At 70.8% G+C, this 21164-nt stretch carries 21 protein-coding genes; 9 read left to right on the top strand and 12 right to left on the bottom strand.

From position 1 onward, the window contains the following. Window positions 1-218 precede the first annotated feature (218 nt). Window positions 219-476, top strand: a complete 258-nt coding sequence (locus OG963_RS33640) for a hypothetical protein (RefSeq protein ID WP_093771985.1) — start codon at window positions 219-221, stop codon at window positions 474-476. A 70-nt stretch (window positions 477-546) separates the two neighbouring features. Here OG963_RS33640 and moaA read toward each other — a convergent pair whose 3' ends face one another. From moaA to OG963_RS33625, 3 genes are all read right to left on the bottom strand, one after another. Then, a complete protein-coding gene (gene moaA, locus OG963_RS33635) occupies window positions 547-1536 on the bottom strand; it encodes a GTP 3',8-cyclase MoaA (protein WP_030920141.1) in 990 nt (329 codons plus the stop codon). A gap of 185 nt (window positions 1537-1721) precedes the next feature. Further along, entirely contained in the window at window positions 1722-3362 is a 1641-nt protein-coding gene (locus tag OG963_RS33630; RefSeq protein WP_093771983.1) for a cation acetate symporter, read from the bottom strand. Next, complete coding sequence (locus OG963_RS33625; protein WP_327423797.1) at window positions 3359-3724, bottom strand: DUF485 domain-containing protein; 366 nt, start codon at window positions 3722-3724, stop codon at window positions 3359-3361. Before OG963_RS33625 ends, OG963_RS33630 begins: the two co-directional genes overlap by 4 nt. 288 nt (window positions 3725-4012) lie before the next feature. Between OG963_RS33625 and OG963_RS33620 the strand changes: the two genes are divergently transcribed. Together OG963_RS33620 and OG963_RS33615 are read left to right on the top strand one after the other, a co-directional pair. Next, a complete protein-coding gene (locus tag OG963_RS33620) occupies window positions 4013-5548 on the top strand; it encodes a S8 family serine peptidase (RefSeq protein ID WP_093929695.1) in 1536 nt (511 codons plus the stop codon). A gap of 88 nt (window positions 5549-5636) precedes the next feature. After that, window positions 5637-7088 carry a CoA transferase gene (locus tag OG963_RS33615; protein WP_093929694.1) on the top strand — a complete coding sequence of 484 codons (1452 nt, stop codon included), beginning with the start codon at window positions 5637-5639 and terminating at the stop codon, window positions 7086-7088. Here the strand turns inward: OG963_RS33615 and OG963_RS33610 are convergent. From OG963_RS33610 to OG963_RS33575, 8 genes are all read right to left on the bottom strand, one after another. Next, the gene (locus OG963_RS33610; RefSeq protein ID WP_093771975.1) at window positions 7078-8121 is read right to left on the bottom strand and encodes a zinc-dependent alcohol dehydrogenase family protein; all 1044 of its coding nucleotides are present in this window, start codon (window positions 8119-8121) and stop codon (window positions 7078-7080) included. The two genes, OG963_RS33615 and OG963_RS33610, sit on opposite strands and share 11 nt — an antisense overlap. A gap of 21 nt (window positions 8122-8142) precedes the next feature. After that, the gene (locus OG963_RS33605) at window positions 8143-8832 is read right to left on the bottom strand and encodes a lysoplasmalogenase (protein WP_093771973.1); all 690 of its coding nucleotides are present in this window, start codon (window positions 8830-8832) and stop codon (window positions 8143-8145) included. After that, complete coding sequence (locus tag OG963_RS33600; protein ID WP_093771971.1) at window positions 8829-9719, bottom strand: sterol desaturase family protein; 891 nt, start codon at window positions 9717-9719, stop codon at window positions 8829-8831. The genes OG963_RS33605 and OG963_RS33600 overlap by 4 nt, the downstream gene beginning before the upstream one ends. Window positions 9720-9827: 108 nt before the next feature. After that, a complete protein-coding gene (locus tag OG963_RS33595; protein WP_093771969.1) occupies window positions 9828-10541 on the bottom strand; it encodes a VIT family protein in 714 nt (237 codons plus the stop codon). Window positions 10542-10572: 31 nt separating this feature from the next. Beyond that, on the bottom strand, window positions 10573-11802 hold the full coding sequence (locus tag OG963_RS33590; RefSeq protein WP_093771967.1) for an amidohydrolase family protein: 1230 nt from the start codon (window positions 11800-11802) through the stop codon (window positions 10573-10575). Beyond that, a complete protein-coding gene (locus OG963_RS33585) occupies window positions 11802-13076 on the bottom strand; it encodes an amidohydrolase family protein (protein WP_093771965.1) in 1275 nt (424 codons plus the stop codon). The genes OG963_RS33590 and OG963_RS33585 overlap by 1 nt, the downstream gene beginning before the upstream one ends. Before the next feature lie 10 nt (window positions 13077-13086). Then, the gene (locus OG963_RS33580) at window positions 13087-13971 is read right to left on the bottom strand and encodes an SDR family NAD(P)-dependent oxidoreductase (RefSeq protein WP_371799772.1); all 885 of its coding nucleotides are present in this window, start codon (window positions 13969-13971) and stop codon (window positions 13087-13089) included. Next, the gene (locus OG963_RS33575; protein WP_093771961.1) at window positions 13968-14768 is read right to left on the bottom strand and encodes an acetoacetate decarboxylase family protein; all 801 of its coding nucleotides are present in this window, start codon (window positions 14766-14768) and stop codon (window positions 13968-13970) included. The genes OG963_RS33580 and OG963_RS33575 overlap by 4 nt, the downstream gene beginning before the upstream one ends. Window positions 14769-14882: 114 nt before the next feature. On the opposite strand from OG963_RS33575, the gene OG963_RS33570 reads away from it, so the two are divergent. From OG963_RS33570 to OG963_RS33545, 6 genes are all read left to right on the top strand, one after another. Further along, complete coding sequence (locus tag OG963_RS33570) at window positions 14883-15509, top strand: TetR/AcrR family transcriptional regulator (RefSeq protein WP_030920106.1); 627 nt, start codon at window positions 14883-14885, stop codon at window positions 15507-15509. Window positions 15510-15580: 71 nt separating this feature from the next. Further along, on the top strand, window positions 15581-16606 hold the full coding sequence (locus OG963_RS33565; RefSeq protein WP_256223512.1) for a DEDDh family exonuclease: 1026 nt from the start codon (window positions 15581-15583) through the stop codon (window positions 16604-16606). A 63-nt stretch (window positions 16607-16669) separates the two neighbouring features. Further along, window positions 16670-16903 (top strand): hypothetical protein, encoded by a 234-nt coding sequence (locus OG963_RS33560; protein ID WP_078852816.1) that lies wholly within the window; start codon window positions 16670-16672, stop codon window positions 16901-16903. Between the two features lie 71 nt (window positions 16904-16974). After that, window positions 16975-17790, top strand: a complete 816-nt coding sequence (locus OG963_RS33555; protein ID WP_093771959.1) for an SURF1 family protein — start codon at window positions 16975-16977, stop codon at window positions 17788-17790. 118 nt (window positions 17791-17908) lie between these two features. Next, window positions 17909-19708, top strand: a complete 1800-nt coding sequence (locus OG963_RS33550) for a glycoside hydrolase family 15 protein (RefSeq protein ID WP_030920096.1) — start codon at window positions 17909-17911, stop codon at window positions 19706-19708. Between the two features lie 5 nt (window positions 19709-19713). Beyond that, on the top strand, window positions 19714-20469 hold the full coding sequence (locus OG963_RS33545; RefSeq protein WP_319739336.1) for an SDR family oxidoreductase: 756 nt from the start codon (window positions 19714-19716) through the stop codon (window positions 20467-20469). Window positions 20470-20583: 114 nt separating this feature from the next. Here the strand turns inward: OG963_RS33545 and amaP are convergent, their stop codons facing one another. Then, entirely contained in the window at window positions 20584-21162 is a 579-nt protein-coding gene (gene amaP / locus OG963_RS33540; protein WP_371126284.1) for an alkaline shock response membrane anchor protein AmaP, read from the bottom strand. Window positions 21163-21164: the final 2 nt, after the last annotated feature.

Here is a 21164-nt window from a genome sequence, read left to right as displayed (position 1 = left end):
TCACGGCACGCCGATTCCTCAAGAAAAGCTCAGATCAATCATGAAGTTCAGGTGCACCGCACCCCCGTCCGCGTGACATACTTCCTACGCGCTCCGCATCCCCCGTCGGAGCGACAGACCGACGCCGGGCAGCTCCCCCCGTGGCTGCTCGGCGTCGCTTTTCTCCGGCAGGGGATGCCTCGGCAGGCCGACCTCACGACTGGCCTAGGGTTGAGTCCGTGAACTTCCCGCACTCCCCCGAAAATGCCGACAGCGCTGCTACCGCCGCACCGATCTGTTCCGCCAAGGGCTGCCGTGCGGCCGCCGTATGGGTGCTGGCCTGGAACAACCCGAAGCTGCACACCCCTGAGCGCCGTAAGACCTGGCTGGCCTGCGACGAGCACCGGGAACATCTCTCCTCGTTCCTGGGGGTGCGCGGTTTTCTGAAGGATGTCGTGACGCTGGCGGAGTGGGAGTCCTCGGCCGCCGGGGACTGACGCCCCTCCGCCTTGCGATGCACCGCATCCCACGCCGCGCGCCGATCCATCAGGTACTACGGGACAGCCCTCAGCCGCCGATCGCCGACATCGGGCGGTCGGGCTGCAGGAAGGACGGGTCGTCCAGACCTGATCCGGCCTTCTTTCCCCACATGGCGAGCCGCCAGATGCGAGCGATCTCCTCGTCCGGGGCCCCGGAGCGCAGCGCGCCGCGCAGATCGGTCTCCTCGCGGGCGAACAGGCAGGTCCGCACCTGGCCGTCGGCAGTGAGCCGGGTGCGGTCGCAGGCCCGGCAGAACGGGCGGGTGACGGAGGCGATGACTCCGACCCGGTGGGGGCCGCCGTCGACGAGCCAGCGCTCGGCGGGGGCTGAGCCCCGCTCACCGTCGCCCTCGGCGGTGAGTGTGAAGCGCGTGCGCAGGGAGGTGAGTATGTCGCCTGCCGTGATCATGCCGTCGCGCTTCCAGCCGTGCTGGGCGTCGAGCGGCATCTGCTCGATGAAGCGGAGCTCGTAACCGTGCTCCACGGCCCAGGCGAGCAGGTCGGGAGCTTCGTCACCGTTGAGCCCGGGCATCAGGACCGTGTTGACCTTGACCGGGGTGAGGCCGGCGTCGCGAGCGGCTTCGAGGCCCGCCAGCACGTCGCGGTGGCGGTCACGGCGGGTGAGGGTCTTGAAGACGTCGGGCCGCAGGGTGTCCAGCGAGACGTTGACCCGGTCGAGGCCGGCGGCCTTGAGGGCGGCCGCCGTGCGCTTCAGCCCGATGCCGTTGGTGGTGAGGGACATCTTCGGCCGGGGAGTCAGTGCCGCGCACTGTTCGACGATGGAGACGAGACCCGGGCGCAGCAGGGGTTCACCGCCGGTGAAGCGGACTTCGTCGATTCCGAGCTGGGTCACGGCGACACGGACGAGCCGGACGATCTCGTCGTCGCTGAGCAGGTCCGGCTTGGCCAGCCACTGCAGGCCTTCTTCGGGCATGCAGTACGTGCACCGCAGATTGCAGCGGTCGGTCAGTGAAACGCGCAGGTCGGTGGCGACCCGATCGTAGGTGTCGATGAGCATGGTGCGCCCCCTCCCCCGGTCCATCCCAGGTTTCGAATCTGACTCTCCCGAGACTACGCGACACCTGTGACAGAGAGGTGGCCCGTTTGACACGAGGGGCGGTACGGCCGCGTCGTAGGACTCTACGACGCGGCCGCCGGAACCGCACGGTGCGTGACGCGAACTCCTCGGTCGATTCCTTCTCGTCAGTGGGCGCCGACGCCGGTGAGGGACTTGACCTCCAGCTCGGCGTACTTGCCCTTGTCCGCCTCCTCCTTCGAGAGCAGGGAGCCGAGCCAGCCGAGCAGGAAGCCCAGCGGAATGGAGATCAGGCCCGGGTTCTCCAGCGGGAACCAGGCGAAGTCGACGTCGGGGAACATCGACGTGGGCTTGGAGGAGACGACCGGGGAGAACAGCACCAGCAGGACGGACGAGGCCAGGCCGCCGTAGATCGACCAGAGGGCGCCCTGGGTGGTGAACCGCTTCCAGAACAGGCTGTACAGGATGGTCGGCAGGTTCGCCGAGGCGGCGACCGCGAAGGCGAGGGCGACCAGTCCGGCCACGTTCAGATCGCGGGCGAGGGCGCCGAGACCGATGGAGACGATGCCGATGGCGACGGTCGCCCACTTGGCCGCGCGGATCTCTTCCTTCTCCGTGGCCCCGCCCTTGCGGATGACGTTGGCGTAGATGTCGTGCGCGAACGACGACGAGGACGCCAGGGTCAGGCCGGCGACGACGGCGAGGATGGTGGCGAAGGCGACCGCGGAGATGACGGCGAGCAGGATGGCGCCGCCGGTGGAGCCGGAACCGCCGCCGATCTCCAGGGCGGCCAGTGGGGCCGCCGTGTTGCCCGCCTTGTTCGAGGCGATGATGTCGCCGGGCTTGAGGATGGCCGCGGCGCCGAAGCCGAGCACGATCGTCATCAGGTAGAAGGCGCCGATGATGCCGATCGCCCAGTTCACAGACTTACGGGCGGCCTTGGCGGTCGGCACGGTGTAGAAGCGGATCAGGATGTGCGGGAGCCCGGCGGTGCCGAGGACCAGGGCGATTCCGAGCGAGATGAAGTCCAGCTTCGAGGTGCTGGTGGCTCCGTACTTGAGTCCGGGCTCCAGGAAGGCCTTGCCCTTGCCGCTGTTGTCCGCCGCGGTGCCGAGCAGGTCGGAGATGTTGAAGTGGAACTTCAGCAGGATCAGGAAGGTGATGAGCACGGTGCCCGCGATGAGCAGGACGGCCTTGACCATCTGCACCCAGGTGGTGCCCTTCATGCCGCCGATGGTGACGTACACGATCATCAGCAGACCGACCAGGCCGACGATGGCGATCTTGCCGCCGTCGCTGGTGATGCCGAGCAGCAGCGAGACGAGCACACCGGCGCCCGCCATCTGCGCGAGCAGGTAGAAGATCGAGACGACGATGGTGGAGGCACCCGCCGCGGTACGGACGGGGCGCTGGCGCATGCGGTACGCGAGGACGTCGCCCATCGTGTAGCGACCGGAGTTCCGCAGCGGTTCCGCAACCAGCAGCAGGGCGACGAGCCAGGCGACGAGGAAGCCGATGGAGTACAGGAAGCCGTCGTAGCCGAAGAGCGCGATGGCTCCCGCGATGCCGAGGAACGACGCGGCGGACATGTAGTCGCCGGAGACCGCGAGGCCGTTCTGGAAGCCGGTGAACTGGCGGCCGCCCGCGTAGAAGTCGGAGGCGTCCTTGGTCTGCCGGCCTGCCCACACGGTGATGAACAGGGTGGCGACGACGAAGCAGGCGAAGAGCGTGATGATCAGCGGCCGGTGCTCGCTCGCGCCTTCGGCGGCGAGCTGGACGGTGGGGTACGCGGCGTGGGCGGCGCTCATGCGTCGGCCTCCATACGGGACTTGATCGCGGCGGCCTTCGGGTCGAGCTTCGCGGCGGCGTGGCGGGAGTAGAACCAGGCGATGAGGAACGTGGTGAGGAACTGGGCGAGACCGAAGACGAGCGCCACGTTGACGTTGCCGAACAACTTCGTGCCCATGAAGCCGCCCGCGTAGTTCGACAGGAGCACGTAGAGCAGGTACCAGAGGACGAAGGCGATGGTCAGGGGGAAGGCGAACGACCGGTGCGCGTGGCGCAGTTCGGCGAACTCCGCGCTCTCCTGGACCTCGACGAACTCCTCGGTCGTGGGCTGGGCAGGGCCGGTGTCAGGGCTGGCCTTGGGTGGCGATGCATCGGTAGCCACGGAATCTCCTCGCGATGCGGGTGCGGTGGTGGGGACGGTGGATTTCACAGGAGGACCTCGATGTCGGGGGGCCGGTGGTGCGCCTCCCCTGACAACGGCACGGAGAGAACGGCGAAGTGGTTCACCGTGGTTTGCCTGTTCTTGAACTCATCCGATCGGATCGACCTCCGAACGCAGTTCCGTCAACTCATTGATGAGCCGGGATGATCAGCGATAGCTTCGCTCTTCATGTACACGGCCGAACACACCCCGTGTCCGGTCGCACGGCACGGATGATGTGGAGACCCCATGGCTCATCTGGGATCCAGACGGACGCGCGCACTGACGCTTCCTGTCGGACTGGCCCTCACGGCCTCGCTCGGCTTCCTGCCGACGAGTGCCGCATCCGCCGCCCCGTCGGACGGACTGCCCACGGCGGCGGTCTCGACGGACGGCCCGAAGCTGTCGTACGTCGTCAACACCCGTGGCGGTCACGGCACCGTCAAGCAGGTGAAGAAGGCGATAGCCCGGGCCGGTGGCACGGTGGTGATGGCCTACGAGCAGATCGGTGTCATCGTCGTCCACTCGCAGAACCCGGAGTTCGCGCAGTCGATCCGCCGGGTCAGGGGGGTCGACTCGGCGGGGGCGACCCGCACCAACCCCATCGTTCCGCAGGCCACCAAGGACATCGGGGTCGAGCAGTCGCTCTCCGCCGAGCAGGCACGGGCCGCGGCCGCGAAGGCGACGGCGGACCAGGATCCGATGGAGCCGCTCCAGTGGGATCTGCCCGCCATCAAGGCGGACCAGGCGCACCGGGTGTCGCTGGGGAGCAAGAAGGTCACGGTCGCGGTCATCGACACGGGTGTCGACGACACGCACCCGGACCTCGCTCCGAACTTCGACCGCGGGGCGTCGGCGAACTGCGTGAGCGGCGCGCCGGACACGACGGACGGCGCCTGGCGTCCGCAGACCGGTGAGAGCGACCACGGCACGCATGTCGCGGGCACCATCGCCGCCGCGAAGAACGGCATCGGCGTGACCGGTGTCGCGCCGGGCGTCAAGGTGGCGGGCATCAAGGTGGCGACCTCGAGCGGTTTCTTCTACACCGAGGCCGTGGTCTGCGGCTTCGTCTGGGCCGCCGAGCACGGCGTCGATGTCACGAACAACAGCTATTACACCGACCCTTGGCTGTACAACTGCAAGAACGACCCCGACCAGGGCGCCCTGGTGGAGGCGGTCACCCGCGCCAGCCGGTACGCGGAGCGCAAGGGCACGGTCAACGTCGCCGCGGCCGGCAACAGCAGCGAGGACCTCGCCGCCGACACGCTCGAGGACTCGACCAGCCCGAACGACACCACGCCGGTGACGCGGACGATCGACCCGCGGGAGTGCCTCGACATCCCGACGATGCTGCCGGGTGTCGTCACGGTCTCCGCGACCGGCGCCAAGGGCCTGAAGGCCTCGTACTCCAACTACGGTGACGGGATCATCGATGTGGCCGCCCCGGGCGGCGACTCCACGATCTACCAGACGCCCGCACCGCCGGCCACGAGCGGTCTGATCCTGTCGACGCTGCCGGGCGGCAAGTACGGCTACAAGGCCGGTACGTCGATGGCCTCCCCGCATGTCGCCGGTGTGGTGGCCCTGATCAAGTCGTCGCACCCGCACGCCTCGGCGGCCGCGGTGAAGGCGCTGCTGGTGCACGAGGCGGACGCCACCGCGTGCGGTGACCCGTACGACATCAACGGTGACGGCAAGATCGACGCCGTCTGCGAGGGCCCCAGGAACCACAACGGCTTCTACGGTGCCGGTGTGGTGGACGCGCTGGACGCGGTCCGCAGGTAGTCACCGCCCCTGTCGGGGGAAGGGCCGGGGACAACTGTCCTCGGCCCTTCCCTCGCACTGCGGTGGCACTGGGTGCCATAGTGCGGTCATGGCAGATGTGATCGACACGCGGAGCTCCGGGACGGAGCAGGCATGGACCGCCCTCGGCGGCGATCCGGCACTTCTGGACCGTATCGACGGCGGCGGACCGGCCGGGCTGCTGCCCGCGCGGCTGCCCGTCATGGAGCTGGCCCGTTCCACCGTCGCGGTCTGCGCGCTGGCCGCCGCCGAGCTGGCCGCGCGCCGTGCGGGCAGCACCGGCGGGCCGGTCGGGCGGGTCCGGGTCGACGACGGTGCGGTGGCCACCGCGTTCCTCAGCGAGCGCCATCTGCGGGTCGACGGGCGCGCGCCGACCAATTTCGCCCCGCTGTCCCGGTTCTGGCGGACGGCCGACGGCTGGGTCCGCACCCACGCCAACTACCCGCACCACCGGACCCGGTTGCTCGCCGCTCTCGGCCTGCCCGCCGATGCCGGAGTGGACGCGGTGGCCGCGGTGCTCGCCGAGCGGCGGGCGGTGGAGATCGAGGAGACGGTGTACGCCGCGGGCGGTCTGGCCGTCGCACTGCGTACCCCCGAGGAGTGGGCGGCGCACGAGCAGGGCTCCGCCGTCGCCACACGCCCGCTGCTGACGCTCGACCGGACCGAGGGGCCGGGGCAGGTGGGTGCACGCCGCCTTCCCGCCGTGTCGGGCTCGCCGCTGCTGCCCGCCGCCGGAGTCCGGGTTCTCGATCTGACCCGTGTCCTGGCCGGCCCGGTGGCCACCCGCACGCTGGCGCTGCTGGGCGCGGACGTCCTGCGGATCGATGCGCCGCAGCTGCCGGAGAGCCAGGACGCCCACAACGACACGGGGTTCGGCAAACGGTCGGTCTCCCTGGATCTGGGCGACCGCGCGGACCGGGCGACGTTCGACGAACTGCTCGCCGCCGCCGATGTGCTGGTCACCGGATACCGGCCGGGCGCGCTGGAGACGTACGGCCTGACGCCGGAGACGCTCGCCGTACGCCGTCCCGGTCTGGTCCTTGCTCAGGTGTCCGCGTGGGGGCGGTACGGGCCGTGGCACGAACGGCGCGGCTTCGACAGTCTGGTGCAGGTGGCCACCGGGATCGCCGCCGTGGAGGGGGACGCCGGGACGCCGGGCGCACTGCCCGCACAGGCCCTCGACCACGGCACCGGCTATCTGCTGGCGGCGGGAGTGCTGCGGGCGCTGACCGAGCAGCACGACGAGGGCGGTTCGCGGCTGCTGCGGCTGGCGCTGGGGCAGACGGCGCACTGGCTCTGCGGCGGGCTCACCCGCACGCCGGACTCGTACGGCCCGTCGGCGGCGTACGACCTCTCGGAGACGTACGACCCCGAGAAGTATCTCGGCTCCACGGACAGCGCGTCGGGCCGGCTGCGTCATGCCCTGCCGCCGGTGTCCTTCGCGGGCGGCCCGACGGACTGGTCACGTCCGCCGGGCCGGTTGGGCGCGGATGCGCCGAAGTGGCTTACCACTACGGCTTGATGAGGACCTTCAGCGCCGTGCGCTCGTCCATGGCCTTGTAGCCGACGGGAACCTCGTCGAGGCCGATGGTGAGGTCGAAGACGGGCGACGGGTCGATCGTGCCGGCCAGGACGTCGGGGAGCAGTTCCGGAATGTACGTGCGCACGGGGGCGACGCCGCCGCGCAGGGCTATGTTCCGGTCGAACATGACGCCGAGGTCGAGGCCGGTGCCGCTGCCGTGCGGCACGCCGACGTAGCCGATCGAGCCGCCGTCGCGGGTGATCCCGACCGCCGTGCGCATCGACTGCTCGGTGCCGACTGCCTCGATCACGGCGTGGGCGCCCGCGCCGCCGGTCAGTTCCCGTACGGCCGCGACGGCTGCTTCGCCGCGCTCGGCGACGACGTCCGTGGCGCCGAAGGTGCGGGCGATGTCCGTGCGCACCTGGTGGCGGCCGAGCGCGATGATCCGCTCGGCGCCGAGTCGCTTCGCGGCCATGACGCCGCAGAGGCCGACCGCCCCGTCACCGACGACCGCGACCGTGCTGCCGGGCTTCACGCCCGCGCCGATGGCGGCGTGGTGCCCCGTGCCGAGCACGTCGGACAGCGCCAGGAGCGCCGTGAGCAGGCGGTCGTCGGACGCGGCGGCGGCCGGGAGCTTGACCAGCGTGCCGTCGGCGAAGGGGACACGCACGGCCTCGCCCTGCCCGCCGTCGGAGCCGACCGAGCCCCAGAAACCGCCCTGCGGGCAGGACGTCGTCAGGCCCTCGGCGCAGTACTCGCAGGTGCCGTCGGACCAGACGAAGGGGGCCACGACGAGGTCACCGCGCGCGAAGCCGCTGACCTCCGGTCCCGCCTCCTCGACGATCCCGATGAACTCGTGGCCGATGCGCTGGCCGGGCAGGCGGGCGGCCTCGCCACGGTACGCCCACAGGTCGCTGCCGCAGATGCAGGCCCGCAGGACCCGCAGCACCACATCGGTGGGCTGCTGGATCGTCGGGTCCGGCACCTCCTGGACACGGATGTCGCGGGGGGCGTGGATGACAGTGGCGCGCATGCGTGGGGGTCCTTGCTGATCTCAGATGCTGATACTCCGCTCACCGTACGCCCCGGTGGCGGCAGCGGTTCCTTCCGGGCCCGGTGTGAGCACCCCGACGGTCAGCAGGAGCTGCGCCACGATGTACGTGAGCATGACCCAGAAGTCCGGCGCGGGCAGCTGTGGCCAGTCGGCGATGCCGGTGGCGATGAGCGCGTCGGACAGCAGGAAGAGTGCCCCGCCGAGTGCGGCGTACCGGCCGCGGGTGCCGGCCCGGTAGGCCATCGCGGCGAGCAGCAGGCTGTAGCCGGCCATCGGGATCCGCAGGTCAGCGGGGAGCCCGCCCCAGATGAGGGCGACGAAGCCGACGAGGACCGCGGCGTACCCCGCGCCGAGCAGTACGGAGCTGCGGGCCCGCCCGAAGAGCCACAGATAACAGACGTGGCCCGCGGCGAAGGAACCCATGCCGATGAGGAAAGCGGCATCGGCGTCGGGCAGCAGGAACGTGTCGCCGCCCCAGCCGAAGAGCAGCGCGGCGACGAGCAGCCGGGGACCGCGGCGGGCGGCGGCGTACCCGGCGAGCAGCGGCATCAGCAGCGGCTTGGCGACGAGGTGGGCGAGACGCACATCGGCGAGGACGCCCGCGAGGTCGACGGCGGAGGCCACGAGAAACGCGATGAGCAGGGGGCGTACGAACCGTGCCCGGGCGTCCGTGACGGCTCCGGCGCTCATCCGGTGCTCTCCGGGACGGGAACGGCGGTGGAGGCGGTGGTCGAGTCGGCCGTCGACGCCGGCTGCCAGCCCGGTCCGCGGAAGATCCGGCCGGCCCGCTCACCCCAGCTGTCCGCCGCCCGCACGTCCCGGGCGATCGCGGCGTATTCGTGCGTCGCGACGCGCAGCGGGTTGTAGGTGGCGATGTTCTTCGTGAGCCCGTAGACGGGCCGCTCCGTCTCTGCGGCGAAGGAGCCGAAGAGCCGGTCCCACAGGATCAGGATGCCGCCGAAGTTCCGGTCGAGATAGCCGCCCTGGGAGGCGTGGTGCACGCGGTGGTGGGAGGGCGTGTTCAGTACGTACTCGAAGGGCCTGGGCAGCTTGTCGATCCGCTCGGTGTGCACCCAGAACTGGTAGACGAGATTGGCCGACGAGCAGAACGCCAGCGCCGCCGGATGCACACCGCAGGCGATGAGCGGCACGTAGAACGGCCAGACGGTCAGCGAGGTCCAGGGCTGGCGCAGCGCGGTGGTGAGGTTGAACTTCCGGCTGGAGTGGTGGACCACATGGCAGGCCCAGAGGATCCGGATGACGTGGTGGCCGCGGTGGGACCAGTAGTAGAAGAAGTCCTGCGCGAGCAGCATCAGCAGGATCGTCCACCACAGGACGGGAACGCGGAGCGGGGTCAGCTCGTAGACCGCGGTGTAGATGGCCACGATGGGCACTTTCCACAGCAGATCGAACACGAGACTGCCGAGTCCCATGGTGACGCTGGTGACGGCGTCCTTGGTCTCGTACCCCGCGGCGTCCTCATCGGGGTGGATGCGGGCGCTGACCATTTCGACAACGGTGAGCAGGACGAAGGCCGGTATGGACCACAGCACGACATCGGGCAGGTTCGGCTCCATGCGAGCACCGTAGAGCGGTGGGTCGGCCGAGGACTAGACGTTGTTACCAACAAGTATGCGAGACGCGATGTCAGCAACCTTTGGTGACTTCTGCCAACGCGGGCCGGATCAGACCCCGACCGCTCCCAGCAACGCCCCCGCCGCATAGGTGACCCCCATGGCCACCGCTCCCCCACCCATGTTCCGCAGCACCGCGCGTCCCACCGCCGCGTCGCCCAGCCGCGCGCTCCACCAACCGGTGAGCGCCAGCGCCGCCAGTACCGCCAGCACGGTGACGACCAGCCGCAGCCACGCCGGTGGCAGCACGATCGCCAGCAGCGGCAGCAGCGCTCCCGCCGTGAAGGCCAGGAAGCTCGCGCCGGCGGCGTGCCAGGGGTTCGTCAGGTCGTCCGGGTCGATCCCCAGCTCCACCTCCGCGTGGGCGCGCAGCGCATCGCGTTCGGTGAGCTGGACGGCGGCCTCGCGGGCGACTTCCCGGCTCAGCCCCTTGCCCTCCAACAGACCGGACAGCTCGGCGAGTTCCGCCTCCGGGGTCTCCTGCAGCTCCCGCTTCTCCGTCGCGAGCGCGGCCTGCTCCGAGTCGCGCTGGGTGGACACCGACACGTATTCGCCGGCCGCCATCGACATGGATCCGGCCAGCAGTCCGGCGAGGCCCGCCGTCAGGAGGGCACCGCGGTCGCCGGTGGCTCCGGCGACGCCGACGACGATGCCCGCCGTGGAGACCACGCCGTCGTTGGCGCCGAGGACCGCGGCGCGCAACCAGTTCAGCCGCGCGCCGAGGCCGTTGCCGTGGGACTCGTCATGCGCCTGGGTATCCGTCACCCGGGGATGTTCTCATTCCCACCGGGCCCCGTCACCAGACACGGACCGACCCGCCCGGCGCGAAGGCCGGGCTGGTCGCGTCGGCCGGGGCCTCCTTGAGCGGTTCGGCGATCTCGTCGACCGTCGGGCCGGCCGTCGCAGCGATGCGGTCGAGCACGGCCAGGTCGAAGCCGTACACGCGGGCCGCGTTACCGCCGACCATCGCCGCGATCTCGTCGGGCGGGAGTCCGGCGTACGCGATCCGCAGGCCCTCCCGCGAATAGGGGGCGGTGCCCTCGTCGTGCGGGTAGTCGCTGCCCCACATGATCTTGTCGAGGCCGATCCGGTCGCGCAGCGGCACCTCGTGGGGGCGCATGAAGCTGGCGCCGACGAAGCAGTTGTCGCGCCAGACCTCACCGGGGCTCGCTCCCATCGAAGCGGCAAGCCCCGCACCGAACTTGGACTCGGCGGTGGACGCCCGGGAGGCCGCGGCGACCAGCCGGCCGTGGTAGTAGTCGAGCATCTCGACGACGCCCGGGATCCAGCCGGAGCCCTGTTCGGTGAGGACGAGCTTCAGTCCGGGGTGGCGGCGGAAGGCCCCGCCGAAGATCAGGTGCCACAGCGCCCGGTGGGAGAACCAGGTCGTCTCCACCATGAAGACGGCGCGCGCCGCCGGTTCGTCGCCGAGCGGCGGGGAGGCCGAACCGCCGTGGTGGTTCACCGGCACGTCCAGCTCCTCGCAGACCGCCCACAGCGGGTCGTACACCTGGGAGTACAGCTCCGGGATGCCGGATCCCGGCGGGGTGCCGGGCAGCAGGATGCCGCCGGTGAGCCCCGCCTCCTTGGTGCGGTGGACCTCGCGGACCGCCTCCGCCGGGTCGTTGAGGAGGATCTGCGCGACGCCCGCCCGCCGGCCGGGCGCGTCGGCGCAGAAGTCGGCGAGCCAGCGGTTGTGGGCGCGCAGGCCCGCCCAGCGCTGTTCGTACTCCTGCGGTGAGGGCGCGGGGGCCATCAGGGAGGCCGAGGGGAAGAACGGTGGGACGGTGTTGGGGAAGACGACCTCCGCGACGATGCCGTCCGCCGCCAGCTCGGCGAGGCGGCGTGCGGAGTTCCAGTTGCGGTCGGCGGTGTCGGCGAGGAGGTCCGCGTACGGATTGACGTACGCCGCCGCCCAGGCGTCGAAATCCTCGTGGTACCTGGCCTCCAGGTAGGGCTTGTAATCGAGCAGGTCGGCGCCCGCGTGGCAGTCGGCGGAGATGACGGTGTAGCGCTCGCGGGACATCAGCCGACCCCCAGGACCGGGAAGTCGTGGTCCGTCAGCCAGTGCCGGCCGACCTCGCGCGAGCGAGCCCAGGACGCTTCGACCGCCGTCTGGTCGGCACTCTGGCCCAGCTCCTGCGGGGTCGGGCCGATACGCCGGGCGATCGGCGCGAGCTTCGCCGTGTCGAAGCCGAAGACCTCGGCCGCGGCGAGTCCCAGCATCCGGCGGGTCTCGGCCACCGGGATGTCGTGGAAGGTGGCGCGCAACCAGTCGGCGGTGTTCGGCCAGGTGCCTTCGGGGTGCGGGAAGTCGCTGCCCCACAGGATGTTGTCGACGCCGATCTCGTAGCGCTGGGCGAGCTCGCGTCGCTTGGTGTTGGTGGCGCAGATGAACACCTGGCGGTCCAGGTACTCGTGCGGGGGCCGCTTCAGCTCGGCGAACGGCGACAGCTTCTTTCCGCCATGGGCGCCCAGATAGAGCCGGTCCATGAACCAGAGCAGGTTCGGCAGCCACCAGCAGCCGGACTCGGCGACGCCGAACCTCAGCCCCGGGTGGCGTTCGAAGGCGCCCGACCAGAGCAGGAACCAGAGCGGGCGGGACGGCCACCAGGTGACCTCGGAGACGTAGATCCCCAGGTGGTCGCCGTATTCGTGACGCGGGGCCGCGCCGGAGTGTGTGACGACCGGCATCCCCGTCTCGGCGGCGGCCGCCCATACGGGGTCGTAACGGCGTTCGTGGTACGGCGCCTTGTCCACCCACATGGAGGGGATCATCAGCGCCCCGAGACCCGACTCCTTGGCCCGGTGGATCTCGGCGACGACACGGTCGACCTCACCCGTGACGGGCAACAGGGCTACTCCGCAGTGCCGTTCGGGGTTCTGCGAGACGAAGTCGGCGAGCCACCGGTTGTGGGCCTGTGCGCCGGCCATGCCCAGTTCCGGGTCCTGGTCGCCGGAGAGGCCGAGGCCGACGCCGAACGGGGCGGCGGTCCGGCTGTCGACGGCGTCCGCGTCCGGGAAGACGACCTCGGCCGCCACCCCGTCGCCGTCGAGCTCCTTCAGTCGCTGCGCGGCGTCCCAACCTCCCCTCAGCCCTTCCTCGTTGTCGTGGAACCACTTGTCGGCGAAGGCCTCGTTGCGTACGCCGAGGCGGGTCATCTCCTCACGGCGGCGGTCTCGCCCGTCGAGGAAGTCGCCGAACTCCCGGTGGAACCGGGCGTCCAGATAGGGCCGGTACTCCTCGGTGGGCAGTCCGGCGTGGCAGTCGGAGGAGATGATCAGATACGGGTCGGTCATCGCTCGCCCCTCAGTCGAGTATGAAGCTCTCCAGGTACGACGGGTTCGCCCGGTCGAGCATCGACTGCGACCTGGCGCGGATCTGCCGGTCGCTGTGCTCGCTCGGCGGGAGCAGCCAGAAGCGGTCCGCGCGGATCCCGTCCACGACCGCGCCCGCGACCTCCTCCACCGGTGTGAACTCGACCTCGTGGCCCGCCGCCCTCATGGCGGACTCCCACTGGTCGAGGCTGCGGTACGGGGTCCGGCGCGGCCGCTCCTTGGCGTACCGCTCGGGCCGGTTGCGGTGCGACTCCCACAGTCCGGTACGGAGCATGTGCGGGCCGGGGAAGAGCACCGAGGCGCCGACCGCCGAGCCCTCCGCCTTCAGATGCGCGTAGAGCGACTCGGTCATCGTGACGACGGCGGACTTGGTGACCGCGTAGACGGAGGCGGTGGGCAGCGGGGCGATGCCGCCGTCGCCGGACGAGGTGTTGACGACCCGGCCGGGCTCGCCGCCCTCGATCATCCGGGGCACGAAGGCCTGGATGCCGTGGAAGACGCCCCACACATTGACGGCGAACGCCCACTTCCAGTCGTTCGGCTCGTGCTCCCACATCCGGCCCTCGGCACCGGAGCCGACGCCCGCGTTGTTGCACAGCACATGGACGGCGCCGAAGGTGTCGTACACGGCGTCGGCGAGAGCCTGGACGGATTCCCGCTCACCGACGTCGACGACCCGAGCCAGCACGTACGCGCCGCCCTCGCGCAGCTCGGCCGCCGCCTTGTCGAGCGCACCCTCCTCCACGTCGGCCAGTACGACCTTCAGCCCCTCGGCCGCGAACCTGCGGGCCATCGCGAGCCCGATACCGCCGGCGGCGCCGGTGACGACGGCGACCTGCCCCTCCCCCAGCCTCATCGGACACTCCCCTGCGGCGGGCCGTCGTGGATCTGCTGCGGGTCGTCGTACCGCTGGTGGATGTACGGCAGCAGCGCCTCGGCGCTCACCCGCTCGACGGCCCTGCCCTGCTGGTCGCTGGTCTTCTCGCCGACGGTCAGATCGATCAGCCGGCGTACGGGGAGGTCGGCGACCGGGTCGTACATCGACTCGCGCAGCGTCACGTCGCCCGAGATCCGCTCGAGCTTGCGGACCTTCTCGTGACGGATGCAGTGGATCAGTACGGGATCGGCGTCGAAGCCCTCACCGTCCGCGGCAGGCAGGAACTTGAAGTAGAAGTCGAGCTTCTCGGCCGGTTCGGGCAGCGGCAGCTGCTCGCCGACCTCGCCGCGTACCTCGACGAACGCGATGCCGTGCCGGACGAGAGAGGCCCGGACGACCGGTCCGTCGCGCTCGACGGTCACCTCGCCCAGCTTCTTCGGCTCACCGAAGACCTCACGGCCGCCGATCAGTGCCCGCTCGTGGGTCATCGGCATGACGAGCGGATACCAGCCCTCGCGCCCGTCGTGGACGGCGGCGACGGCGACGGAACCCGCGCCCAGCGGATAGCCGGGGAGCTCGACCTTGCTGATGGCGGCGCGGACGAGCGGGCGTTCGGCGGGTTTGAGGGGCGGTGGCAGGACCGCCGCCACCGCATCGGGGTCGCTCTCCCAGACGGCGACCACCCCGGTGGACCAGATGTCGGGGAGTTCGGAGCGGGCTGTGCGGGCCGTCGCGATCTCGGCGTCGGTGCGCGCGCCGTACCGTACACGTGCCATGGACGTACCACCCTTCTCGGTTGTCCGTGCCCGGGTTCTGTAACACAGTTACACCGGCTCGAATGAAGGGTAAATAGGCATGCGTGTAACGGAGTTCGGGAAGTTGGGAGCACTGTGGCGCGATCGTCGCTGACCCGCGAAGAGGTTCTGGAAGCCGCTGCCGCCCTGGTGCGGCAGCACGGCCCGGATGCCCTCACGATGCGCAAGCTGGCCGCCGAGCTGGGCACGGCGGTCACCTCGATCTACTGGCATGTCGGCAATCGCGAGTCGCTGCTCGACGCACTGGTGGAACGCACCGTCCAGGAGATGGGCGCCGTCCGGCCGGCCGGACGGACCCCGGTGGCCCGGATCGTCTCCGTCGCCCGGGGGCTGCGCCGCGAACTGCGCGCCCGCCCCCACCTGATCGCGATGGTCCATGAACGCGGTCTCACGGAGCGGATGTTCCTGCCCGCACAGCAGGCCCTCGTCCACGAGGTGCACGCCGCGGGGCTGCGCGGGGCGCGGGCCGCCGACGCGGTACGGGCGGTGCAGTTCCAGACCGTCGGCTTCCTGCTCGTCGAACGCAACCGGGAACGTTCCCCGGTCCAGTCCCCCGGCGAGGGTGATCTCTGGGACACGGTCACGGCCGAGCACGACCCGGCACTGGCCCGGGCGCTCGCTCTCCCCGCCGACCAGGAACGACTGTTCACGGCGTCGATGCAAGCACTGGTGAACGGACTGCTCGCCACCGATGGAGGCTAGCGTCCCCTCGCCGGGCGGCTCGAACAGAACGCTCCCGGATAGGGGACTGTCGGTCCCGGCCCGTATTCTCTGTGACCATGCTCGACGACCGCCAGACCGCAGCACCGTGGCCGACCGCCTACCCACAGGGGTATGCGGTCGTCGACGTGGAGACCACCGGACTCGCCCGGGACGACCGGATAGTGTCCGCTGCCGTCTACCGGCTGGACGCCCAGGGCAACGTCGAGGACCACTGGTACACCCTCGTCAACCCGGAACGGGACCCCGGCCCCGTCTGGATCCACGGCCTGACCAGCGATGTCCTGGAAGGTGCCCCGCTCTTTCCGGAAGTCGCCGCCGATCTCTCCGAGCGGCTGGCGGGCCGTGTGCTCGTCGCGCACAACGCCGCCTTCGACTGGTCGATGCTGGCCCGGGAGTACGCGCGCGCCGCGGTCGTCGCACCGGTCGAGCACCGGCTCTGCACCATTGCGCTCTCCAAGGAGCTCCGGCTGCCGCTGCCCAACCACAAGCTGCAGTCGCTGGCCGCGCACTTCGGAGTCGTCCAGCAGCGTGCGCACCACGCGCTGGACGACGCCCGGGTGCTGGCCGAGGCGTTCCGGCCGAGTCTGCACGCGGCGGCGCGCGACGGGGTGCGGCTGCCGCTGCTGGAGTGCCGCCCGCTGACCGAGTGGTCGGACTCCCCGGTCACCCCGCGGGTCGGCCACCAGCCGTCGTACGGCAGCCAGGGCAGCTGGCGCCCTTCGCGTAAGCGGCCGGCCTGCCCGTATCCGAACCCGGGACGGTACGACAAGGACAAACCGCTCATGCAGGGCATGCGGGTGGCCTTCTCCGGCGACACCTCCATCGACCGTGAGCTGCTGGAGGACCGGGCGATCGAGGCCGGGCTGCATGTCGCGACCAGCGTCTCGCGGCTGACCAGCCTGCTGGTCACCAACGACCCCGACGCGGCGACGTCGAAGACGGTGAAGGCGAAGGCGTTCGGCACACCGATCGTGGACGAGACCGCCTTCACCCATCTGCTGCGGGATGTGGCACAGGTGTCGACGACGACCGGGGCCCCGGTGGCCCCCGCCCTGCCGACGCCGTCATCGGAGTGAACCGGGGGCGACTCGCCCGTCCGCCGCTCGCAGCCCGGCGCCCCTCGTCCCACCCTGTGGCGCATGGCACGTTGTGAAGTTTGCGGAAACGACTACGGCATGTCGTTCGAGGTGCACGCGCAGGGCGCGGTGCATGTCTTCGACTGTTTCTCCTGCGCCATCCACCGGATGGCCCCCATCTGTGAGCACTGCCGGGTCCAGGTCATCGGCCAGGGTGTCGAGGTGGACGGGCACTGGTTCTGCGGCGGTCACTGCGCCCGGGCCGAGGGGAAGGTGGGCATCATCGACAAGGTCTGACCACCGGCCGCACGGCCCGTTCCGCCACCCCCTCCGCGAAGCACCCCATGACGCAGTTGTACCGTCGTGGGGTGTACCGCTTCCTGTTGACCCGGCAGTGGCTGATCCTCGCCCTCCTCACCCTCGTCCTCATTCCCACGATGGTCGAGCTGGGCTTCTGGCAGCTGCACCGGCATGAGCACCGGGTGGCGCAGAACGCTCTGATCTCGCACAACCTCAAGGCGAAGCCGGTTCCGGTCGCCACGCTCACCTCCCCGGGTCACACGATCCCGCGCTCCGACTACTGGCGTGCGGTGACGGCCACGGGGACGTACGACACGGAGCACGAGGTGGTCGTGCGGCGCCGGACCTCCACCGACGGAAGCATCGGCTTCCACGTGCTGATCCCGCTCGACCTCAAGGGCGGCGGTACGGTCCTGATCAACCGCGGCTGGGTCCCCGCCGCCGACGACCAGCGCGCCTTCCCGGACGTCCCGGCCGTGCCCGAGGGCGAGGTGACCGTCACTGGGCGGCTCAAGGCCGACGAGACGACGGGAACCAGCGGCATCAAGGACCTGTCGGACCTGCCGGACCGCCAGGTGATGCTGATCAACAGCGCCCAGCAGGCCAAGGCGCTCTCCCGGCCGGTCCTCGGCGGCTACGTCGAGCAGACCGGGCCCGAACCGTCCGGCGACGTCCCCGAGCTGATCGAGGCCCCCGACGACAGCTCCATCGGTCCGCACATGGCGTATGCGGTCCAATGGTGGCTGTTCGCCGCGGGCGTGCCGGTCGGATATGTGGTGCTGGCCCGGCGCGAGAAGCGCGACCGGGTGGAGGCCGCCGCCAAGGCCGAGGCCTCCGGGGAGCCGGAGCCCGAGCCGGAGAAGTCCGAGCCGGCGACGGCCTGACGCGGTACCCGCGACAGCTCGACCGGTGGCTGCTCGGCCGGTTCCACGGCAGGAGTGTGCGGCCGCCCGTGGGACACCGGCTGCTTAGCGAGGCTCTGGTTCGGGAACACGGCAGAACGTGACCCCACGCATCGAGGACTACGCCCTCATCGGCGATCTGCAGACAGCCGCCCTGGTCGGCAGGAACGGTTCTGTGGACTGGCTCTGTCTGCCCCGTTTCGACTCGGGCGCCTGCTTCGCCGCCCTGCTCGGCGACGACGACAACGGCCACTGGCGCATCGCCCCGAAGGGCGCGGACACCTGCACCCGGCGCAGCTACGTGGGTGACTCCCTCGTCCTGGAGACGTTCTGGGAGACCCGCACCGGCACCGTCAAAGTCATCGACTTCATGCCGCAGCGCGACCAGGAACCCGATGTCATGCGGATCGTCGAGGGGATCAGCGGCACCGTCGACATGACATCGGTGATCCGGCTGCGCTTCGACTTCGGCTCCATCGTGCCGTGGATGCGCCGCTCGCAGGGCCACCGGGTGGCCGTCGCCGGACCCGACTCGGTCTGGCTGCGCAGCGAGCCACCGGTCAAGACATGGGGCCAGGAGTTCTCCACCTGCTCGTCGTTCACCGTCTCCGCGGGCGAGCAGGTGGCGTTCGTCCTGACCTGGCACCCGTCGCACTCGCCGCGCCCCGATCTCGTCGATCCGCACGAGGCACTGAAGAACACCCTTTCCGACTGGGCCGAGTGGTCGGCCCGCTGCAAGTACCGGGGGCCGTACCGGGAAGCCGTGCTCCGCTCGCTGATCACCCTCAAGGCGCTCACCTTCGCCCCGACCGGCGGCATCGTGGCAGCCCCCACCACATCGCTGCCGGAGGAGATCGGCGGTGTACGGAACTGGGACTACCGCTTCTGCTGGCTGCGGGACTCCACCCTGGCGCTCAACGCGCTGCTCTCGGCCGGGTACGTGGGAGAGGCCGCCGCCTGGCGGGACTGGCTGCTGCGCGCCGTCGCCGGGGACCCCGCCGACCTGCAGATCATGTACGGCCTGTCGGGCGAACGGCGGCTGCCCGAGGCGGAGCTGCCCTGGCTGGCCGGATACGAGAACTCCAGCCCGGTCCGGATCGGCAACGCGGCGGTCCGGCAACGGCAGCTCGATGTGTACGGAGAGGTCATCGACTCGCTCCGCCTCGCGCGCGAGGCGGGCCTGGCCGATCAACCGCACGCCTGGAGCCTGCAGCTCAGTCTCCTCGGGTTCCTGGAGTCCACCTGGCGCGAGCCGGACGAGGGGCTCTGGGAGATCCGCGGCCAACGCCGCCACTTCGTGCACTCGAAGGTGATGGCCTGGGTCGCCGCCGACCGCGCGGTGCGCACCCTGGAGGCGAACCCGTCGCTGGCAGGGGACGCCGAACGGTGGCGGGTGATGCGGGACGCCGTGCACCGGGAGGTGTGCGAGAAGGGGTACGACCCGGTACGGAACACGTTCACGCAGTCGTACGGCTCCCGGGACCTGGACGCCGCGACGCTGCTGATCGCCCGGACCGGATTCCTGCCGCCGGACGATCCGCGACTCGTCGGCACGGTCGACGCGGTCCGTGACGAACTGGGCAGCGACGGTCTGGTCCGCCGCTACAGCACGGAGGGTGTCTCGATCGACGGGCTGCCGGGCGGCGAAGGGGCGTTCCTGGCGTGCTCGTTCTGGCTGGCGGACGCGCTGCGCCTGACCGGGCGCGCCGAGGAGGCCACCGAGCTCTTCGAGCGGCTCCTCGAGCTCCGCAACGATGTCGGGTTGCTCGCCGAGGAGTACGACACCGTCGCGCGGCGGCAACTGGGCAATTTCCCGCAGGCATTCAGCCATATCGGACTGGTGGGCACCGCGGTCGCCCTGACCGGGGAGGACATGCTGGAGGCCGAGACGGCAGGATAGGGGCCATGGATCTTGAATTGAAGGACCGTGTGTACATCGTCACCGGCGCGACCCGGGGGCTGGGTAACGCCACGGCGCGGGAGCTGGTGGCGGACGGCGCGAAGGTGATCATCACCGGCCGTGACGAGAAGCGGGTCGAGGCGGCGGCCGCCGAACTGGGGCCGGACGCCGTCGGTCTCGCCGCCGACAATGCGGAGCCCGCTGCCGCGCAGCGGCTGGTGGACGCCGCCCATGAGCGGTTCGGGCGGCTCGACGGCATCCTGATCAGCGTGGGTGGGCCCGCCCCCGGCTTCGTCGCGGACAACACGGACGAGCAGTGGCAGTCGGCATTCGATTCGGTGTTCCTGGGTGCGGTGCGGCTGGCGCGTACGGCTGCCGCGGCGCTCGGTGAGGGCGGGGTGATCGGCTTCGTGCTCTCCGGCTCGGTCCACGAGCCGATCGCCGGGCTGACCATTTCGAACGGTCTGCGACCGGGCCTGGCCGGATTCGCCAAGTCCCTGGCCGACGAGCTCGGCCCGCGGGGCATCCGCGTGGTGGGTGTGCTGCCGGCCCGGATCGACACCGACCGGGTGCGTGAGCTGGACGCGCTGTCCGGCGATGCGGAGGCGTCCCGTGCGGCGGCCGAGGCGCGCATTCCGTTGCGCCGCTACGGCACGCCGCAGGAGTTCGGCCGGACGGCGGCGTTCCTGCTGTCGCCCGCGGCGTCGTATCTGACGGGGATCATGGTGCCGGTGGACGGCGGTGTACGGCACGGGTTCTGAGCGAGCGCCGGGGCCGTCCGGTGGCCGGTCCTGTCCTCGACCTCCCCGTGGTCCCCAGCGCACGGAAGGCTCCCTCGGCGGGCACGACTGTGCCGCCGGCGGACGTCCCCACCGTCAGCTCACGCGTTCCGCACGGTGTTTGACGGCCCGCAGCCGCACCTCGGCCGGTAGCTGCGCCAGCCCCGCCGAGTCCCGCGCATGGGCCAGTGCCTCGTCCGTGAGGCGGCCGAGCGCCTCGCCCGGTGCCGCGTGCGGTTCCATCAGCAGCCTGATCCGGGCCTGCGGCGAGGTGCGCCGGCCGACCAGCATCACCTGAGCTCGGGCGACCCCGTCCAGCGTTCCCGCCTCCCCGGCGAGCACGCCCTCCAGGGCCCGGCCGCGCAGCAGCGCCCCCTCGCCGTCGCCGCTCTCGACCAGCACCTCGGCGAGGCGGGCGCGGCGGAGCTGGGCGAGGAACCACCACAGCGCGAGGACGACCAGCACGGCGAGTACCACGATCACGGTCGGCCACCACCAGCCGTCGGCGCGCCAGCGGTCCCGGTCGGCCTGGGAGAGCAGCACATCGGTCCTGCCGCCCCACGGCCACCAGGACGGTACGGAGAGACCGAGCCCGGCGGCCAGTACCGCACCGCCGCCGCAGATCAGCACCAGGCCGGCGAGTCCGAGCAGTACCCGGTTGACGGTACTGAGCACCG

This window comes from Streptomyces sp. NBC_01707 (genome assembly GCF_041438805.1).
GTDB lineage: Bacteria > Actinomycetota > Actinomycetes > Streptomycetales > Streptomycetaceae > Streptomyces.
The sequence above is the reverse complement of the archived record's forward strand: the minus strand, read 5'-3'. Positions and strand labels throughout refer to the sequence as shown.

What these genes read in the sequence shown, in the direction of transcription:
- OG963_RS33605 (WP_093771973.1), bottom strand. Translation starts at nt 8,832, where the DNA reads ATGAGCGCCGGAGCCGTCACGGACGCCCGGGCACGGTTCGTACGCCCC.
- moaA (WP_030920141.1), bottom strand. Translation starts at nt 1,536, where the DNA reads ATGCTCATCGACACCTACGATCGGGTCGCCACCGACCTGCGCGTTTCA.
- OG963_RS33600 (WP_093771971.1), bottom strand. Translation starts at nt 9,719, where the DNA reads ATGGAGCCGAACCTGCCCGATGTCGTGCTGTGGTCCATACCGGCCTTC.
- OG963_RS33560 (WP_078852816.1), top strand. Translation starts at nt 16,670, where the DNA reads ATGGCACGTTGTGAAGTTTGCGGAAACGACTACGGCATGTCGTTCGAG.
- OG963_RS33590 (WP_093771967.1), bottom strand. Translation starts at nt 11,802, where the DNA reads ATGTCCCGCGAGCGCTACACCGTCATCTCCGCCGACTGCCACGCGGGC.
- OG963_RS33545 (WP_319739336.1), top strand. Translation starts at nt 19,714, where the DNA reads ATGGATCTTGAATTGAAGGACCGTGTGTACATCGTCACCGGCGCGACC.
- OG963_RS33575 (WP_093771961.1), bottom strand. Translation starts at nt 14,768, where the DNA reads ATGGCACGTGTACGGTACGGCGCGCGCACCGACGCCGAGATCGCGACG.
- OG963_RS33585 (WP_093771965.1), bottom strand. Translation starts at nt 13,076, where the DNA reads ATGACCGACCCGTATCTGATCATCTCCTCCGACTGCCACGCCGGACTG.
- OG963_RS33610 (WP_093771975.1), bottom strand. Translation starts at nt 8,121, where the DNA reads ATGCGCGCCACTGTCATCCACGCCCCCCGCGACATCCGTGTCCAGGAG.
- OG963_RS33620 (WP_093929695.1), top strand. Translation starts at nt 4,013, where the DNA reads ATGGCTCATCTGGGATCCAGACGGACGCGCGCACTGACGCTTCCTGTC.
- OG963_RS33630 (WP_093771983.1), bottom strand. Translation starts at nt 3,362, where the DNA reads ATGAGCGCCGCCCACGCCGCGTACCCCACCGTCCAGCTCGCCGCCGAA.
- OG963_RS33615 (WP_093929694.1), top strand. Translation starts at nt 5,637, where the DNA reads ATGGCAGATGTGATCGACACGCGGAGCTCCGGGACGGAGCAGGCATGG.
- OG963_RS33580 (WP_371799772.1), bottom strand. Translation starts at nt 13,971, where the DNA reads ATGAGGCTGGGGGAGGGGCAGGTCGCCGTCGTCACCGGCGCCGCCGGC.